The sequence below is a fragment of the Mesorhizobium sp. M0227 genome (genome assembly GCF_040321855.1).
Lineage (GTDB): Bacteria > Pseudomonadota > Alphaproteobacteria > Rhizobiales > Rhizobiaceae > Mesorhizobium.
The window spans coordinates 189163-205148 of the sequence record NZ_JAMYSJ010000004.1 but is presented as its reverse complement, the minus strand read 5'-3'; the positions used below and the strand labels follow the sequence as shown (position 1 = coordinate 205148).

At 62.4% G+C, this 15986-nt stretch carries 16 protein-coding genes; 2 read left to right on the top strand and 14 right to left on the bottom strand.

The window, feature by feature from the left end; genetic code table 11:
* Position 1 precedes the first annotated feature (1 nt).
* The 3 genes from NKJ00_RS08380 to yajC are packed head-to-tail and all read right to left on the bottom strand — an operon-like array spanning position 2 to position 3362.
* Positions 2-394 (bottom strand): Mth938-like domain-containing protein, encoded by a 393-nt coding sequence (locus NKJ00_RS08380; RefSeq protein WP_352609625.1) that lies wholly within the window; start codon positions 392-394, stop codon positions 2-4.
* A gap of 28 nt (positions 395-422) precedes the next feature.
* Positions 423-2972, bottom strand: a complete 2550-nt coding sequence (secDF, locus tag NKJ00_RS08375) for a protein translocase subunit SecDF (protein ID WP_352609624.1) — start codon at positions 2970-2972, stop codon at positions 423-425.
* 51 nt (positions 2973-3023) lie between these two features.
* Positions 3024-3362 (bottom strand): preprotein translocase subunit YajC, encoded by a 339-nt coding sequence (gene yajC / locus NKJ00_RS08370; RefSeq protein ID WP_008876289.1) that lies wholly within the window; start codon positions 3360-3362, stop codon positions 3024-3026.
* A gap of 285 nt (positions 3363-3647) precedes the next feature.
* Here yajC and NKJ00_RS08365 point away from each other — a divergent pair, with 285 nt between their 5' ends.
* The gene (locus NKJ00_RS08365; RefSeq protein ID WP_352629415.1) at positions 3648-4523 is read left to right on the top strand and encodes an ATP-binding protein; all 876 of its coding nucleotides are present in this window, start codon (positions 3648-3650) and stop codon (positions 4521-4523) included.
* Positions 4524-4562: 39 nt separating this feature from the next.
* Here the strand turns inward: NKJ00_RS08365 and NKJ00_RS08360 are convergent, their stop codons facing one another.
* Positions 4563-5381, bottom strand: coding sequence for an AraC family transcriptional regulator (locus tag NKJ00_RS08360; RefSeq protein WP_023812180.1), 819 nt, complete (start codon positions 5379-5381; stop codon positions 4563-4565).
* Positions 5382-5492: 111 nt separating this feature from the next.
* Between NKJ00_RS08360 and NKJ00_RS08355 the strand changes: the two genes are divergently transcribed.
* On the top strand, positions 5493-6383 hold the full coding sequence (locus tag NKJ00_RS08355) for an NAD-dependent epimerase/dehydratase family protein (RefSeq protein ID WP_023812181.1): 891 nt from the start codon (positions 5493-5495) through the stop codon (positions 6381-6383).
* Between the two features lie 133 nt (positions 6384-6516).
* On the opposite strand, the gene NKJ00_RS08350 is transcribed toward NKJ00_RS08355, so the two are convergent.
* From NKJ00_RS08350 to nagZ, 10 genes are all read right to left on the bottom strand, one after another.
* Positions 6517-8028: a LysM peptidoglycan-binding domain-containing M23 family metallopeptidase gene (locus tag NKJ00_RS08350; RefSeq protein ID WP_128304014.1), complete on the bottom strand. Its 1512-nt coding sequence runs from the start codon at positions 8026-8028 to the stop codon at positions 6517-6519.
* Between the two features lie 203 nt (positions 8029-8231).
* On the bottom strand, positions 8232-8891 hold the full coding sequence (locus NKJ00_RS08345; RefSeq protein ID WP_352629412.1) for a protein-L-isoaspartate(D-aspartate) O-methyltransferase: 660 nt from the start codon (positions 8889-8891) through the stop codon (positions 8232-8234).
* Positions 8888-9646: a 5'/3'-nucleotidase SurE gene (surE, locus tag NKJ00_RS08340; protein ID WP_023812184.1), complete on the bottom strand. Its 759-nt coding sequence runs from the start codon at positions 9644-9646 to the stop codon at positions 8888-8890. The genes NKJ00_RS08345 and surE overlap by 4 nt, the downstream gene beginning before the upstream one ends.
* Positions 9646-10950 (bottom strand): serine--tRNA ligase, encoded by a 1305-nt coding sequence (serS, locus tag NKJ00_RS08335; protein ID WP_352629410.1) that lies wholly within the window; start codon positions 10948-10950, stop codon positions 9646-9648. The genes surE and serS overlap by 1 nt, the downstream gene beginning before the upstream one ends.
* A 197-nt stretch (positions 10951-11147) precedes the next feature.
* On the bottom strand, positions 11148-12023 hold the full coding sequence (gene tatC / locus NKJ00_RS08330) for a twin-arginine translocase subunit TatC (protein WP_023812186.1): 876 nt from the start codon (positions 12021-12023) through the stop codon (positions 11148-11150).
* On the bottom strand, positions 12020-12802 hold the full coding sequence (tatB, locus tag NKJ00_RS08325; RefSeq protein ID WP_128304012.1) for a Sec-independent protein translocase protein TatB: 783 nt from the start codon (positions 12800-12802) through the stop codon (positions 12020-12022). The genes tatC and tatB overlap by 4 nt, the downstream gene beginning before the upstream one ends.
* A gap of 29 nt (positions 12803-12831) precedes the next feature.
* On the bottom strand, positions 12832-13053 hold the full coding sequence (locus NKJ00_RS08320; protein ID WP_023812188.1) for a twin-arginine translocase TatA/TatE family subunit: 222 nt from the start codon (positions 13051-13053) through the stop codon (positions 12832-12834).
* A gap of 169 nt (positions 13054-13222) precedes the next feature.
* A complete protein-coding gene (gene scpB, locus NKJ00_RS08315; RefSeq protein ID WP_023812189.1) occupies positions 13223-13990 on the bottom strand; it encodes an SMC-Scp complex subunit ScpB in 768 nt (255 codons plus the stop codon).
* A complete protein-coding gene (locus tag NKJ00_RS08310; RefSeq protein WP_352629478.1) occupies positions 13987-14787 on the bottom strand; it encodes a segregation and condensation protein A in 801 nt (266 codons plus the stop codon). The genes scpB and NKJ00_RS08310 overlap by 4 nt, the downstream gene beginning before the upstream one ends.
* A 62-nt stretch (positions 14788-14849) precedes the next feature.
* Complete coding sequence (nagZ, locus tag NKJ00_RS08305; RefSeq protein WP_352629407.1) at positions 14850-15869, bottom strand: beta-N-acetylhexosaminidase; 1020 nt, start codon at positions 15867-15869, stop codon at positions 14850-14852.
* Positions 15870-15986 lie beyond the last annotated feature (117 nt).

Here is a 15986-nt window from a genome sequence, read left to right as displayed (position 1 = left end):
CTCAGTCGACAGCGATGAGCGCGGCGGCCACGGCGCGCTCTTCCGCCAGAAGGACATTGTAGGTCCGTACCGCGGCACCGGTCGACATCGGGTCGGACGCAATTCCGGCCGCCTTCAGCGCGGCCCGCAGTGCGGCGGGCAATGGCCTGAGTTCCCTGCCCATGCCGACCAGCAGGATCTCGACCCTGTCGGCTTCTGCCAGCAGCTTGTCGAAATCCGCCACCGTCAGCGCCAGAGGATCCGCCGGCTCCCAGCCATGGATGCCGGATGGCAGGCAGAGCAGCGAGCCGCGATGCGACATGTCGGCAAAGCGGAACCCGCCATTGCCGTAGGCTTCGATCGGCGCGCGGCCCGGAAAATGCGCCTCGCGGATGACGATGCCTTTGCTGGTCATCGTTCTGTCATCCCTTCGGGGCGGCGCGTCAGGTCGCGACCGCCTTGCCGCCATTGACCGGCTTCTCCTCGTCGGCAGTTGCCTGCGGCCGCAACTTGAACAGGATCAGCAGCGGTGCGGCGATAAAGATCGAGGAATAGGTGCCGAAGACGACGCCGAACAGCATGGCCATGGTGAACGAGCGGATCACCTCGCCGCCGAACAGCACCAGCGCCAGCAGCGCCAGGATCGTCGTCACCGATGTCAGTGTCGTCCTCGACAGAGTCTCGTTGATGGCGTTGTTCAACAGTTGCGGCAGCGGCATCCGCTTGTATTTTCGCAGATCCTCGCGAACACGGTCATAGACCACGATCGTGTCATTCAGCGAATAGCCGATGATGGTCAGGATCGCCGCCAGTGACGACTGGTTGAACTCCAGCCCGGTGATGACGAAGAAGCCAAGTGTCATGACCACATCGTGCACCGTCGCCACGATGGCGCCGACCGCGAACTGCCATTCGAAGCGGAACCAGACATAGACCAGGATGCCGAGCAGCGCGATCAGCATGGCGATGGTGCCTTGCTTGGCGAGTTCTCCGGAGACTGTCGGTCCCACCACTTCCACGCGGCGGAAGTCATAATTGTCCTGCAGTTCGCCGCGCACCTTGTCGATGACGGTCTGCTCGGCATTCTCGCCGCCATCCTGCGAGCCGACGCGGATCAGCACGTCGTTCGGATCGCCGAACTGCTGCACCTGGACTTCGCCGATGTTGAGTTCGGTCAGCCGCGCGCGGATATCGGCGATGTCGGCGTTGCCGGTCTTGGCCTTCACCTCGATCAGCGAGCCGCCCTTGAAGTCGATGCCGTAATTGATGTCGACGGTCATGAACAGCACGACCGAGAGCACCGAAAGGATGCTCGACAGCGCGAAGGTCCAGCGGCGGATGCCCATGAAGGGGATCTTCGTGCCGGGCGGAATGAACGTCACCGGCGCCTTCGGCAACTCCTTCGGGCGGGCCCGGCGCAGCCAGATCGAGACCAGCAGACGGGTGAAGGTGAAGGCGGTGAAGACCGTGGTCAGGATGCCGATGGCGAAGGTGATGGCAAAGCCCTTCACCGGCCCGGTACCGAGATAGAACAGCACCACCGTTGCGATCAGCGAGGTGACGTTGGAATCGACGATGGTCGCCAGCGCCTTGGTGAAACCGGTATCGATCGCCTGGATCACCGAGCGGCCGTTTCGTCGCTCCTCGCGGATACGTTCGTAGATCAGCACGTTGGAATCGACCGCCATGCCGATGGTCAGCACGATGCCGGCGATACCAGGCAAGGTCAGCGTCGCGCCGAGCAGCGACAACAGTCCGACGATCATCGCCACGTGCACCGCCAGCGCGATGTTGGCGAGGAAGCCGAGGAAGCCGTAGGCCACGAACATGAAGGCAACGACGAGGATCGAGCCGATGATTCCGGCCACCTTGCCGGCATGGATCGAATCCTGGCCGAGACCCGGACCAACGGTACGCTCTTCGATCACCGTCAGCGTCGCGGGCAAGGCGCCGGCGCGCAGCAGCACGGCGAGGTCGTTGGCGCTCTGGGCGGTGAAATTGCCGGAAATCTGGCCGGTACCGCCAAGGATCGGCTCACGAATCTGCGGCGCCGAGATCACCTGATTGTCGAGGATGATGGCGAACAGCTTGCCGACATTCTGTGAGGTCGCCTGGCCGAAACGCGCGGCACCCTTCGAATCGAAGCGGAACGAAACCACCGGCTCGTTGTTCTGCGAATTGTATGTCGCCTGCGCATCGACGAGGTTTTCGCCCGAGACGATGACGCGGTTTTCGATCAGATAGGGAACCGGCGGATCATCCTGCGAATAGAGCACCGACGAACCGGCGGGCGGGCGGGCGTTCAGCGCGTCCTGCACCGGCATCGACTGGTCGACCATCTGGAAGGTCAGCTTGGCGGTCTGGCCGAGGATTTCCTTCAGCCTTTGCGGATCCTGAAGACCCGGCACCTGGACGAGGATACGGTCGTCGCCTTGCCGCTGCACGATAGGTTCGGTCGTGCCGAGTTCGTTGACGCGGCGCTCGACCACCTCGATCGACTGCGTCAGCGCCGTCGACGTGCGGTATTTGATGCCGGCGTCGGTGACGTTGAACTTGAGCAGGCCGGGCTCGGAATCGTCCAGCGTCATTTCCTGGATGGAGCCGCCGGTGAACAGGCCGGCAGCGACCGGATCGGTCAGCGTCTTCAGTGCTGCCTTGGCGGCATCGAGTTGAGCGGGATCGGTGATGCGGACCTGCAAGGTCCGCCCCGTGCCGGCAAGGCCGGTATAGCCGATCTTGGCGTCGCGCAGCAGTGTGCGGATTTCGTCGCGCGTCGTCTCCAGCCGGTCCTTGATCAGATCGTTCTGATTCATCTCCAGCAGGATGTGCGAACCGCCCTGCAGATCGAGGCCGAGCGTCATCTGCCGCTTCGGCACCCAGTCGGGAAGCTTGGCCAAGGTGCTTGCGGGGATGAGATTGGGCGCGGCGAGGATCACTGTGATGGCCACGGCCACCCAGATCAGGATCATCTTGAAGCGCGAAAAATACAGCATATGGCGTCGTCCGTCAGAGCGTGTCCGCGGATCGCTCCGCCTAAAATTGGATTACTTCTTGGCGTTCTGGTTGGCCACCGGCTCGCCCTTGACGCGCACATCGGCGATCGTCGAACGCAGCGCGGTCACCTTGGTGCCGCCGCCAAGGTCGATCTCGAGCTCGTTATCGTCGATCACCTTGGTCACCTTGCCGACGAAGCCGCCGCCGGTGACGACCGTGTCGCCGCGACGGACCGCGGCCAGCATCTCGCCGCGCTTCTTCAGCTGCGTGCGCTGCGGCCGGATGATCAGAAAATACATGATCACGAAAATCAGGACAAACGGCAAAATGCTGATGAACATGTCGGGAGAAGCGCCAACGCCTTGGGCGTATGCCGGTGTCACGAACATCGAGGTACTCCTGAATTTTGAAAACAGCCGCCAAACCGTAATTTGGCGGCCCTTTGAAATTTGGCCGGAATATAGTCGGTAAAGTTGTCAATGCAACTGCGCGGCTGGCCAAATCGGCTGCTTTTCCGGCCTGTTGAGCCGTGTTAGAGCATGATCGCGAAAAGCGTGAGCCGGTTTTGCGAAAAGATCACGCTCGAACAAAAGGTTGCAACCGGTTTTGTGTCAGGCGGAATCGGACAGCCTCACGCTCCCGCACGTCAAAAACGCGAAAAACAAAAGACAGACATGACCGACAGCAGCATTGAAGCCTTGAACCAGAAACTCGACCGGCTGATCGAGGCGGTGAGCCGCCTCGCCCCGCCGCCGGTGCCCCAAACGGACCTCGGCGAGGCCGATTGCTTCGTCTGGCAGGCCGATCGGGGCTATCTGGAGCCGGTGCGCAGGGTTAACCGCGTCGACATTGGCCTGATCCGTGGCGTCGACCGTGTCCGCGACATCCTCGTCGACAACACCGAACGCTTCGCCGCCGGCTATCCAGCCAACAACGTGTTGTTGTGGGGTGCGCGTGGCATGGGCAAATCGTCGCTGGTCAAGGCCGTGCATGCGCAGATCAACGCCAAGGCCAAGTCCGACCTACCGTTGAAGCTGATCGAAATCCACCGCGAGGACATCGACACGCTGCCAAAGCTGATGGGATTGCTCAAGGCAGCCCCCTTCCGCTTCATCCTGTTTTGCGACGACCTCTCCTTCGACCATGACGACACCTCCTACAAATCGCTCAAGGCAGCGCTCGAAGGCGGCGTCGAGGGCCGCCCGGCCAATGTCATCTTCTACGCCACCTCGAACCGCCGCCACCTGTTGCCGCGCGACATGATCGACAATGAGCGCTCGACCGCGATCAACCCGTCCGAGGCGGTCGAGGAAAAGGTGTCGCTGTCCGACCGCTTCGGCCTGTGGCTCGGCTTCCACAAATGTTCGCAGGACGAGTATCTCGACATGATCGACGGCTATGTCAGGCACCATGGCCTTGTCGTGGATCCCGAGCAACTGCGCGCCGAAGCACTGGAATGGGCGACCACCCGCGGCAGCCGCTCAGGTCGCGTCGCCTGGCAGTTCACCCAGGACCTGGCTGGCCGGCTCGGCAAGCCACTGAGGGACTGATACGTTGGGTGGCGTCGCCAACGCCATCCAATGACAAGATCATTTGGGCTGCGACCGCCGCAAGTCACGCGGCGTTTGGCCGATCTCACGACGCATCCAATGCGCCAGGTGTGACTGGTGCGCAAAGCCCGTCAATTCCGCAACCTCGCTTGTGCTGAGATCCCCGCGCCGGAGCAGGACGCGTGCGCGTTCGACCCGGCGTCGCAACACGTACCGGTGCAGGGTGAAGCCTGTCGCCGCCTTGAACCAAGCCCGCAAGTGCGAGCTGCTCGCCCCGGCAACTCGGCTCAGTCGGAGGATCGAAAGGGGCTCGTGCAGGCCAGCCTCAATATGCTCCAACACACGCTTGAGCTGGGCATCTGACAACCGGTTTCTTCGGTCGACATCGAGATTGTCAAGACCGAGCAGCCTCACCGCAAGAGCTGCGCCAATGCTGTCGGCAAACAAAGGTCCACTCGGTGAGTTTGCGTTGACATCGCTCTCGAGTGCTCGGGCGAGATGTTGGATGCGCTGATCACGAAGCAGGTGACGTGTGTCGAGCGGCAATGCGCGCGCCTTGCCGCCAAGCTCAGCCGCCACCCTTTCCATCAGGGCTGGTTGTAACGCGATCTCGATCGTGTCGAACGGGGTTTCAGTCTCGAAACCGCCCTCTTGGCCAGCGGGCACCAGGTCAATATCGCCGGCGCGCCTCACGAAATATCGACCAACCTCATTGCAGTAGGAACGCGTCGCCGCGCTTGCATGCACCATGATGCGATGATGGGCCGCTTTGGAGAGACGATGGACGCCCGCTTCGATATGCCAGAAGGCCATTGTGACGTCGGGCGGAAATCGAGCCGGAACAGACTGCGAATGCATGCTTTCTCACTTCATGGCAAAACCTGTCCAAGAATTGGCAATTTCCGCGCGATTTTCAATGCCGGGGACATGTACCTACGCCTCTCCATAGAGTTTGGACGAGAGGTTGCCATGGGTTTTTATGTAGTTGTCGGAGCAGGCCCGGTCGGGCACGAGACCGCGCGCCTTCTGGGAGAAGAAGGACATGATGTCGTTCTCACGAGCCGGAGTGTCGGCTCAAACGGGTTGCGGAACGTCCGGGCGGTGCAGGCCGATGCCACCGATGGCGTTGAACTGGCGCGTATCTGCCGAAACGCCGACGCCGTTTTCATGTGTGCCATGGCCGCCTATCACCGGTGGCCGACCGACTTTTTCCCAATCATCGACGGCACCGTGCGGGCCGCGGAAGCGGTCGGCGCGAAGCTTGTGATACTCGGAAACCTCTATGGCTATGGCGAACATGCCGATAGTCCGCTTCACTCCGACCTGTCTCTGGATCCGACTTCGAAGAAAGGAACCGCCCGGACGATCATGTGGCAGCGCGCGGTCCGTGCGGACGTGCCGGCAGTCGAAGTGCGGTCCAGCGATTATCTTGGACATGGCGCGATCAGCTCTTTCTCACTGGTCGCGCTGCCCTCCATAATCGAGGGGAGGCCGACTGCTTTCATTGGAAACCTCGACGCGACTCATGCCTGGTCCTTCACGAAGGACGTGGCCAGGACACTGGTCGCCGCTTCCCGCTACACGGGCGAATGGGGACGAGCATTCCATGTTCCATCGCAACACGCCTCACCCCGGGAACTCATCCTAACGACGGCGGCAATGCTTCACCGTGAAATTCCAGAGACACGTTCCTATTCCATCCCCGAAATGGAGGCATCGGGCATGCATGAGCTCATCGAAATGAGCTACCTCTTCGACAATCCCTTGCTGGTCGATTCCTCCGACGCGGAGACGCTTCTCGGCATCAAGGCCAGCAGCCTTGGCGTCATGATCGCCGACACCCTGCGTGATCATCTTTGAAGCTTGAAGACTGGCGCGTCGCGTTGAAGCTGAAAAAGCCCGCTCCTTTCGGAACGGGCTGAGCCGGCGGGCCGGACTGGAGGTCAGACGGCCCGCAAAATTGCTTTTTTTCTTCTATTCGAGATAGCCTCGACTATTCGAGATAGCCGGACGGATCGACCGGGGCGGAGTTCTTGCGCACTTCGAAGTGCAGCTTCGGCGAGTCCGTCGTGCCGCTCATGCCCGACAGCGCGATTTCCTGGCCGCGCTTGACCTTCTGGCCGCGCTGGACCTCGATCGAGCTGGCGTGGCCGTAGACGGTGACCAGGCCATTCTCGTGGCGCACCAGCACCGTGTTACCGAATTCCTTGAGGCCGTCGCCGGCATAGATGACGACACCGTTTTCGGCTGCCTTGACCGGTGTGCCAGAGGGTACGGCGATGTCAACGCCGTCTTTGCCGGAGCCGAAACCGGAAATCACGCGGCCGCGCACCGGCCAGCGCATCTTGCCGATGCCGGTGGCGTCTGGCGCGACGGCGTCGTCGGCCTCGGCCTGCTGGATGACCTTCGAATCCTTCTTCGGCGGCGTGTAGGACGCCAGCGTTTCCGACGGCGTGGTCTTTGCCGCGGGCTGCGTCGTGGCCGTCGTCACCGGATCGACCTTGGCCGGCTTGGCGGCGGCGACGATCGCGGTTCCACCGGCAGGCACCTTCAGGGTCTGGCCGATCTTGAGCAAGCCATCCTGCATGCCGTTGGCCTGCTTGATGGCAACGACACCGACACCGGTCTTCCTGGCAATCGAGGAAAGCGTGTCGCCCGACTGAACCGTATAGGTGCCAGCTGCATTGGTCGCCTTGGCCGCAGCTACCTGCGGCTTGGGCTCCTTGGGCTGGCTCGCGGCGGCCGACGTGTCGACCGGAGCGGCGGACTTGCCCTCCCTAGGCTTCGGCTGCTGCGGCAGGACGGCCACCTTGTCGGGCGCGGTGGCCGGCAGGTTGTGCTTGGTGTCTTTCGCCGGCTTGGCATCCGCGAGCTTCGGCTCGCTCTTGCTCGAATAGGCGTAGGCCGGGATGACCAGCTTCTGGCCGGTCTTCAGCCCCTTGGTCGCGCTCAACCCGTTGACCTTCATGATCACGTCGGACGGCACCTTGTAGCGCTGCGCCAGGCCGCCGATCGTTTCGCCGTCCCTGACGACGATCTCGGTTGCATGCGGAGTGCCGGAAGCAGCCACGCGGGGTTCGTCAGGTTGCGAAACCTTGAAAGGCGACGCCACTGGGGCGACGGTGCCGGTCGTGGTCCTGTCGACATGCGGTGCCGGGGCCAATGCGGTGCGTACCGGCTTCGACACCGGCGCCACTTCGGAAGCCTGGGCAACCGGCGGCGGCAGCGGCCGCGTCGAGACCGGATCGAGGCTGGAGCGGCTGACCGACTGTGTATGGCTGCCATCGATCGGAGCGGCGGCGACATCGCCCGGATAGGGCTGCTGTACGGCATCCTGCTTGTTGATGATGGCGCGCTGATTGTTGGTCGAGGATGTAAAGACATCGTCGACGCCATTGAACCGCGAAACTTGGGAACTGCACCCCGCAGCGGCACCCGCGACCATCAGTATGGCGCAGCCTCGCGCCAGATTGCGACCGTTTGTCTTCAAAACACTGAGTTGCATCGCACTAACCCGCACATACCCGGTACAAACTAGGCATGATTAAAGCGCGTTAATGTTACTCGACGGTTAACCCCATGGAATCCGACGCAATTTTTCTTAAAATATTAGAGAGCGAGCCCAGGGGAGATTTTCAGGTCATGCCGGCCGGGGTCGAAGACGGCGCGCGCACCCGACGCGGCGCGGCCTGAACATCGACATACGCGCTAGATGACAGCGGCGACACCGCGCAGGATCGGCTGCAGGCGAACGAGGCCGATGTCTTCACGCTCGAAGCGGCTGCCGACCTTGGTCAGCTTGGCCAGCACCTGTTCGCCCTCTTCGGGGCCGATCGGAGCGATGACGATACCGCCGCTCGACAACTGGTCGAGCAGGAAGCGCGGCAGGCTGTCGAAGGCAGCCCAGGCGACGATACGGTCAAATGGCCCTTCATTCGGCAGCCCGCCGGAACCATCGGCGTGGCGCACGATCACATTGCCGATGCCGAGCGCCTCGAAGCGCTGCCGCGCCTGCTCGGCGAGCGTCTTGTAGCGATCGGTGGTGATGACCCGCGCCGCCAGCCGCGACATCACCGCCGAAGTGTAGCCCGAGCCGGTGCCGATCTCGAGCACGCGGTTGCCCTGCTCGATAGCGAGCGCCGCGATCACCGCCGCCTGCATGTCGGCACCTTCGATCGCCTCGCCGCATTCGATCGGCAGCATACGGTCCGACCAGGCGATCTGATGGAACTGGGCCGCCAGGAAGCCGCGCCGCGGCGTCGCCTCGAAGGCCGCGATCAGCGCCTTCGGCACAGTCCCCCGGCCGCGCAGGCGCAGCAGAAAGGCAGCAAAACCTTCGCGGTCATCGATCGAGAGGCCTTGGTTCATGCAAGCGCCTTGCTCAATTGGTCACGGATTTCATGCGCGGTCAGGTCGAGCTGCAGCGGCGTCACCGACACCAGCCTGTTGCGCAAGGCGTAGAGATCGGTGCCTTGCTTGCCCTCGACCGGCTCGCCGCCGAAGCGCAGCCAGTAGTAAGGCAGGCCGCGCCCGTCGCGGCGCTCGTCGACCCACAGGGAGTGCACGAGCTTGCCTTGCGTGGTGACCACCGTGCCCGCGACCTCTTCGGGCGTGCAGTTGGGAAAATTGACGTTGAGCAGCACGCCGTCCGGCAACGGCGTCGCGACAAGTTTCTTCAGCAGCGCCGGCGCCAGCACCTCTGTCGTCTCGTAGGGCACGACGCGATCTTCGCCGACATAGCTGTAGCCCTGGCTGAGCGCGATCGAGCGGATACCGAGCAGCGCGCCTTCCATGGCGCCGGCAACAGTGCCGGAGTAAGTGACGTCGTCGGCAATGTTGGCGCCCGAATTGATGCCGGACAGGATCAGGTCGGGTGCGCCAGGCAAGATCTTCTTGACGCCCATGATGACGCAATCCGTCGGCGTGCCGCGCACGGCAAAATGCTTCTCGCCAATCTTGCGCAGCCGCAGCGGCTCCGAGATCGACAGCGAATGCGCGTAGCCGGACTGGTCCTGCTCGGGCGCCACCACCCAGACATCGTCGGACAACGTACGTGCGACACGTTCGAGCGACGCCAGGCCCTCGGCATGAATGCCGTCGTCATTGGTCAGTAGGATACGCATTATTTCGCTTCGATCTTTTCCAGACCGCCCATGTAAGGCCGCAGCACTTCAGGAATGGTTACGCTGCCATCTTCATTCTGGTAGTTTTCGATGACGGCGATGAGCGCGCGGCCAACGGCTGTGCCCGAGCCGTTGAGCGTGTGGACGAAGCGGTTGCCCTTGCCGTCCCTGTCCTTGTAGCGGGCGTCCATGCGGCGCGCCTGGAAATCGCCGCACACCGAGCAGGACGAGATCTCGCGATAGGCGTTCTGGCCGGGCAGCCAGACCTCGATGTCGTAGGTCTTGCGCGCGCCAAAGCCCATGTCGCCGGTGCACAGCGTCATGGTGCGGAACGGCAGGCCGAGCCGCTTCAGCACTTCCTCGGCGCATTGCGTCATCCGCTCATGCTCGGCAAGTGACGATTCCTGGTCCGTGATCGACACCAGCTCGACCTTGTAGAACTGATGCTGGCGCAGCATGCCGCGCGTGTCGCGCCCGGCCGAACCCGCTTCCGAGCGGAAGCACGGCGTCAGCGCGGTATAGCGCAGCGGCAGTTTTTCATGCGCGGTGATTTCTTCACGCACAAGGTTGGTGAGTGGGACCTCGGCGGTCGGGATCAGGCCAAGCCTGCCCTCCCCGTGCGGCGTGAAGAACAGATCTTCCTCGAACTTAGGCAATTGGTTGGTGCCGAACAGAACATCGTCCTTGACCATCAACGGCGGGATGACTTCTTCGTAGCCGTGTTCGGTCGTATGCAGGTCCAGCATGAACTGGCCGAGCGCACGTTCCATCCGGGCCAGTCCGCTTTTCAGCACCGTAAAGCGCGAGCCCGACAGCTTTGCCGCGCGCTCGAAATCCATCATGCCGAGCGCTTCGCCGATCTCAAAGTGCTCCTTCACCCAGTTCGGCCGCGTCGGCACCTTGCCGACGAGGTGCTTGACGACATTGTCGTGCTCGTCCTTGCCGACAGGCACGTCGTCGAACGGCACGTTGGGAAGCACTGCCAGCGCATCGGTCAGCGCCTTGTCGAGCTCGCGTTCGCGCGCCTCGCCGTTCTGGATGAAGACCTTGATCTCGCCGACTTCGGCTTTCAGCTTTTCGGCCAAGGCGGCATCGCCCGAACGCATGGCGTTACCGATCTCCTTCGACGCGGCATTGCGGCGCTCCTGCTTGGTCTGCAGTTCGGTAACGTGCTCGCGCCGCGCCTCGTCCGAGGCGATCAGTCCGTCGACCATGGACTGCGCCTCGTCAGCCGACCACGAGCGCTTCACCAGCGCCTCGACAAGGGCCTTCGGGTTGTCGCGAATCCATTTGATGTCAAGCATGGTTTGAACGCTCCTGGGTAGCATGTCGCCCAAAAGTGCACAGCGATTTTGGGACAACGATATGCTCAAAACAAAACTGAAACGCATCGCTTTGAGCGCGATGCGTTTCAGCCAGAGGGCGTAAACCGCATCCGAGATCGATGCAAGATGGGCGGGGCGACGACTATGTTTTTCCGCCGCTGCAGCCGCTCTGTTGCCTATGAGGAGGCAGGTGCCGGGGGCTCGTCCGGTGCTTTGTCCGCCACCTCGTCCGCCGCATCCTGCTTCTCGCGTGCCACGCGCTGCTTTTCCCGATCGCGCTCGATCAGCCGGGCAGCCCAGATGGACACCTCGTAGAGAAGGATGGTCGGGATGGCCAGGCCGATCTGACTCATCGGATCGGGCGGCGTCAGTATCGCCGCGACGACGAAGGCAATGACGATCGCCCATTTGCGCTTCTCGGCCAGTCCCTTGGACGACAGCATGCCGACCCGTGTCATCAGGCTGGTCACCACCGGCAGCTGGAACACCAGGCCGAAGGAAAAGATCAGCGTCATGATCAGGCTGAGATATTCCGACACTTTCGGCAGCAGCGAAATCTGCACCTGATCGTCGGTGCCGGCCTGCTGCATGGCGAGGAAGAACCACATCACCATCGGCGTGAAGAAGAAATAGACCAGCGACGCACCCATCAGGAACAGGATCGGCGACGCGATCAGGAACGGCAGGAAGGCATTCCGCTCGTTCTTGTACAGGCCGGGCGCGATGAACTTGTAGATCTGCGTGGCAATCAGCGGAAAGGCGATCACCATGCCGCCGAACATGGCGAGCTTGACCTGAGTGAAGAAGAATTCCTGCGGCGCCGTGTAGATCAGCTCGACCTTGTGCGGATCGAGCCCTGCCCATTGCGTCGCCCATTTGAACGGCACGACCAGGAGGTTGAACAGTTTCTTGGCGAAGAAGAAACAGACCAGGAAGGCAACGAAGAAGCCGCCCAGCGACCAGATCAGCCGCCGGCGCAACTCGATCAGATGCTCCATCAGCGGCGCCGACGATTTCTCGATCTCGTCCTTTTCGGTGTCCGAAACGCTCACTTGGCGGCTCCAGCCGTCTTCTTGGCCACCGGTTTCTTCACCGCTGCAAGCTTCGGTTCGGCTTTCGCCCCCGTCTTGGTCGCTACAGTCTTGGCCGCGATAGCCTTGGCCGCAGCGGGCGTCTTGGCCCTGAGCGTTTCAGGCTGTGCCGTCGTCACGGCCTTCGCCGGCGTCTTGGACGCAGACGCTGCCTTCGCGGCAACCTTTGCACCATTTGCCGAAGCTTTTGCAGCCGGCGTCGCTTTTGCCGGTGCAGGCTTGGTTAGTTTCTTCGCCGCGGATGCCTTCGGCGCCACGACAGGTGCCGCCGGTACTGACGTCGTCACCACCGATTCGTCGGTCATCGCCGGGAAAATCGGCGCTGCTGGCGCTGCTTCCGGTCCGTTGACGCCAGGCATGGTCGTTGCACCGTTCTTCAACGGCTCGGCCGCCTGCGGGGTCGAAGCGACAGAGCTTGCCGGATCGGCCGGCTTCGGCTTCATCGCCGCATCGACGCCGGAGCGAACATCGGCCGCGGCCTGTTCGAACGGATTGAGCTGCTTCCTGATCTCGGCCATCGGGCTGAGACCCCTGAGCTCGTCGACTGACTTCTTGACGTCGTCGAGCTCGGCTTCCTTCAGCGCCTCGTTGAACTGTTTCTGGAAATCGGACGCCATGGCGCGCAGCTTCGCCGTCGTGCGGCCGAAGGTGCGCAGCATATTGGGCAAATCCTTGGGTCCGACGACCACGATCATGACGATCGCGATGACCAGCATTTCGGTCCAGCCGACTTCAAACATGGCACTCTGTTCCGACTAGAACCTTTGGCTCAGCTCTTGCTGGCTTTTTCCTTCGCGGCCGCAACGGTCTCGTCGGCACGGTGTTCGACGGTGCGCTTGTCTTCGGCAACCTCGTCGTCGGCCATGCCCTTCTTGAAGCTCTTGATGCCCTTGGCCATATCGCCCATCAGCTCGGGAATCTTGCCGCGGCCAAACACCAAAAGCACGATCACCAGCACGATCAGCCAATGCCAAATCGAAAATGAACCCATAGCAAATCTCTCTCGAATGTTTTCCCTGGCGATGATCTATGCGTTTTCGCGTTGGGATTCAAACACAACTGCGACAGAGTTTATGAAAGGGTGACGGATGTCACGCATTTTCGACGGGAACGCCCGCTACGAATCCGCGCATCCTCATCAAGTTCGCCGCCAATGCCAGTCAATCTTCCGTGACGCGCGGCGTCAGCAGGCCGAGTTCCTCGAGATCGATATCGGTCAGCGCATCCTCGTCGTCGGTCAATGCGTCGGGATCGGCCGGCGGCTGCGGAATGGAGAAATTCGACGGCATGCGGCCCGAAAGCAGTCCGGCCCCCTTCAGTTCCTCCATGCCAGGAAGATCGCGAATCTCTTCCAGCGCGAAATGGTCGAGGAAGGTCTCCGTCGTGCCGTAGGTCACAGGGCGTCCGGGCGTCTTTCGCCGGCCGCGCATGCGCACCCATTCCGTTTCCAGCAGCGTGTCGAGCGTACCTTTTGAGGTCTCCACGCCCCTGATGTCCTCGATCTCGGCACGCGTCACCGGCTGGTGATAGGCAATGATCGCCAGCACTTCGAGAGCCGCGCGGGAGAGCTTCCTTTGCTGGACGGTATCGCGGCTCATCAGGAAAGCCAGGTCGCCGGCGGTGCGGAACGCCCAGGCGTCGCCCACACGCACCAGATTGACGCCGCGCCGCGCATAGATCTGCTGCAGCTCGGCCATGGCCAGGGCAATGTTGATGCCGTCAGGGAGGCGGGCCGCAAGCTGCTTTTCGCTGACGGGTTCAGCGCTGGCGAACACGATCGCCTCGGCCATGCGCACGGCCTCGGCCAGATGCAGCCGTTCGGCCGGGTTCTGTAGCTGCTGCTCGGCCGGATCCTGGGAAAGCGACTCCTCTTCGGGTTCATCGCCGACCTTGAACGGGACAACCGAAGCGTTGGCGCGTTCGCTCATGATGCCACCTCGACTGCCTTGATTGCCTGCGTGCGGCCGCGCAGGTAGATCGGCGCGAACACTTCGTCCTGCCGCACCTCCATCGTGCCGTCGCGCACCAGTTCCAGTGTTGCCGCGAAGGAACTGGCGATCGCCGTGCGCCGCTCCTCGGGGCTGGTCATGTACGCGATGAGAAAACTTTCCATCGTCATCCAGTCGCTCACGGCCCCGACCAGGCGGGTCAGGATGTCGCGCGCGTCCTTGAGCGACCAGACACCGCGCCTGGCGATCGTCACATTGTTGATCGCCTGCTTCTGGCGCTGCTGGGCATAGGCGGTCAAGAGATCGTAGAGCGAGGCCGAATATGCGTTACGCTTTTCGACGATGACCATTTCCGGCATGCCGCGCGCGAACACATCGCGGCCGAGCCGGTTGCGGTTGACCAGGCGCGCCGAGGCGTCGCGCATGGCTTCCAGCCGCTTCAGACGGAACTGCAGCACCGCCGCCAGTTCCTCGCCGCTTTCGCCCTCGTCGCCGGGCTGCTTGGGGATCAGGAGCTTGGACTTGAGGAAGGCCAGCCACGCCGCCATCACCAGATAGTCGGCGGCAAGCTCCAGCCTGAGCGCCCTCGCCGTCTCGACAAAGGTCAGATATTGCTCGACCAGCGCCAGGATCGAAATGCGCGCCAGATCGACCTTCTGGGTGCGGGCCAGATGCAGCAGAAGATCGAGCGGACCTTCGAAGCCGGCCACGTCGACAACCAGCGACGGGTCGCCGGTAACGCGTGAATCGTCATTCTCGGCCCACAGACGGTCCATCGGTGCGGCCTTCGCGGCCTTGCTTTCCAATGTTTCCGCCACTGCCTGTCGCTTTCCCTTTGCTATGCCATCGCATCGAAGTAGGTGGCGAATTCGGCACGTATTTCGGTTTCTTCAACCGTGTCACGGTTCTTTATATAGGTCAGCGCCCGCTTTGCGCGCTCCAGCGACGTGCCCTCAAGCCCCGTGGTCCGCGATGCGATGCCGGCCATCTCCTCAAAAACGCCATTGCAGTGAAGGACCAGATCGCAGCCCGCTGCAAGGATCGAGGCCGCCTTTGTCGGGAAATCCCCAGAAAGTGCCTTCATCGAGGTGTCGTCGCTCATCAGCAGTCCGTCGAAGCCGATTTCGCGCCGGATGATCTCGTCGATGACCTTGCCGGAGGTGGTCGCCGGATTGTTGGGGTCGATCGCGCTGTAGACGACATGAGCTGTCATCGCCATCGGCAGATGGCTAAGCTCCTTGAACGGGGCGAAATCATGCCGCTGCAGATCGCTGAACGAGGCATTGACCACCGGCAGTTCGAAATGCGTGTCGGCAAAGGCACGTCCATGACCCGGAATATGCTTCATGACCGGCAGCACGCCGCCCGACATCAGCCCTTCCGCGGCTGCGCGGCCGAGCTCGATCACCGGTCGCGGATCCTTGCCATAGGCCCGCGCGCCGATGACATCGCTGGCGCCTTCGATCGGCACATCGAGCACCGGCAGGCAATCGGCTGTGATGCCGTAGCGCAGCAGGTCGAAGGCATGCAGCCGCGCCATCAGCCAGGCCGCTCGGGCGCCGGCATCATGATCGTCGCGCCACAGCGCGCCGAGCGCGCCGCCGGCGGGATAGTTCGGTGCCAGCGGCGGTCGCAAGCGCTGCACACGGCCGCCTTCCTGATCGATGAACACCAGCGCGTCCGGACGCCCTATGCAGTCCCGCATCTCGGCGACCAGATCGCGGATCTGTTCGGTCTCGCCAATGTTGCGCGCAAACAGGATGAAGGCCCACGGGCATTCATTGCGATAGAAATTGATTTCTTCGCGGGTAAGCGATTTCCCGGCACAGCCGAGGATCATGGATTTTGATTCGGTCATGTCGGCAGTTTAGGGCTTTGCGCGATCAAAGGGAATCGCCAGGGATTCATCCGGGACAATGCCGGATCTGCTTTCCCCATGAAAAAGCCGGCGCGGTGGACCGCGCCGGCTTTTGAT

Coding starts and splice junctions, on each gene's coding strand:
- yajC (WP_008876289.1), bottom strand. CDS start 3,362: ATGTTCGTGACACCGGCATACGCCCAAGGCGTTGGCGCTTCTCCCGAC.
- scpB (WP_023812189.1), bottom strand. CDS start 13,990: ATGAGCGAACGCGCCAACGCTTCGGTTGTCCCGTTCAAGGTCGGCGAT.
- NKJ00_RS08380 (WP_352609625.1), bottom strand. CDS start 394: ATGACCAGCAAAGGCATCGTCATCCGCGAGGCGCATTTTCCGGGCCGC.
- NKJ00_RS08350 (WP_128304014.1), bottom strand. CDS start 8,028: ATGCAACTCAGTGTTTTGAAGACAAACGGTCGCAATCTGGCGCGAGGC.
- serS (WP_352629410.1), bottom strand. CDS start 10,950: ATGCTTGACATCAAATGGATTCGCGACAACCCGAAGGCCCTTGTCGAG.
- nagZ (WP_352629407.1), bottom strand. CDS start 15,869: ATGACCGAATCAAAATCCATGATCCTCGGCTGTGCCGGGAAATCGCTT.
- secDF (WP_352609624.1), bottom strand. CDS start 2,972: ATGCTGTATTTTTCGCGCTTCAAGATGATCCTGATCTGGGTGGCCGTG.
- NKJ00_RS08345 (WP_352629412.1), bottom strand. CDS start 8,891: ATGAACCAAGGCCTCTCGATCGATGACCGCGAAGGTTTTGCTGCCTTT.
- tatB (WP_128304012.1), bottom strand. CDS start 12,802: ATGTTTGAAGTCGGCTGGACCGAAATGCTGGTCATCGCGATCGTCATG.
- surE (WP_023812184.1), bottom strand. CDS start 9,646: ATGCGTATCCTACTGACCAATGACGACGGCATTCATGCCGAGGGCCTG.
- NKJ00_RS08355 (WP_023812181.1), top strand. CDS start 5,493: ATGGGTTTTTATGTAGTTGTCGGAGCAGGCCCGGTCGGGCACGAGACC.
- NKJ00_RS08360 (WP_023812180.1), bottom strand. CDS start 5,381: ATGCATTCGCAGTCTGTTCCGGCTCGATTTCCGCCCGACGTCACAATG.
- NKJ00_RS08320 (WP_023812188.1), bottom strand. CDS start 13,053: ATGGGTTCATTTTCGATTTGGCATTGGCTGATCGTGCTGGTGATCGTG.
- NKJ00_RS08310 (WP_352629478.1), bottom strand. CDS start 14,787: ATGGACCGTCTGTGGGCCGAGAATGACGATTCACGCGTTACCGGCGAC.
- NKJ00_RS08365 (WP_352629415.1), top strand. CDS start 3,648: ATGACCGACAGCAGCATTGAAGCCTTGAACCAGAAACTCGACCGGCTG.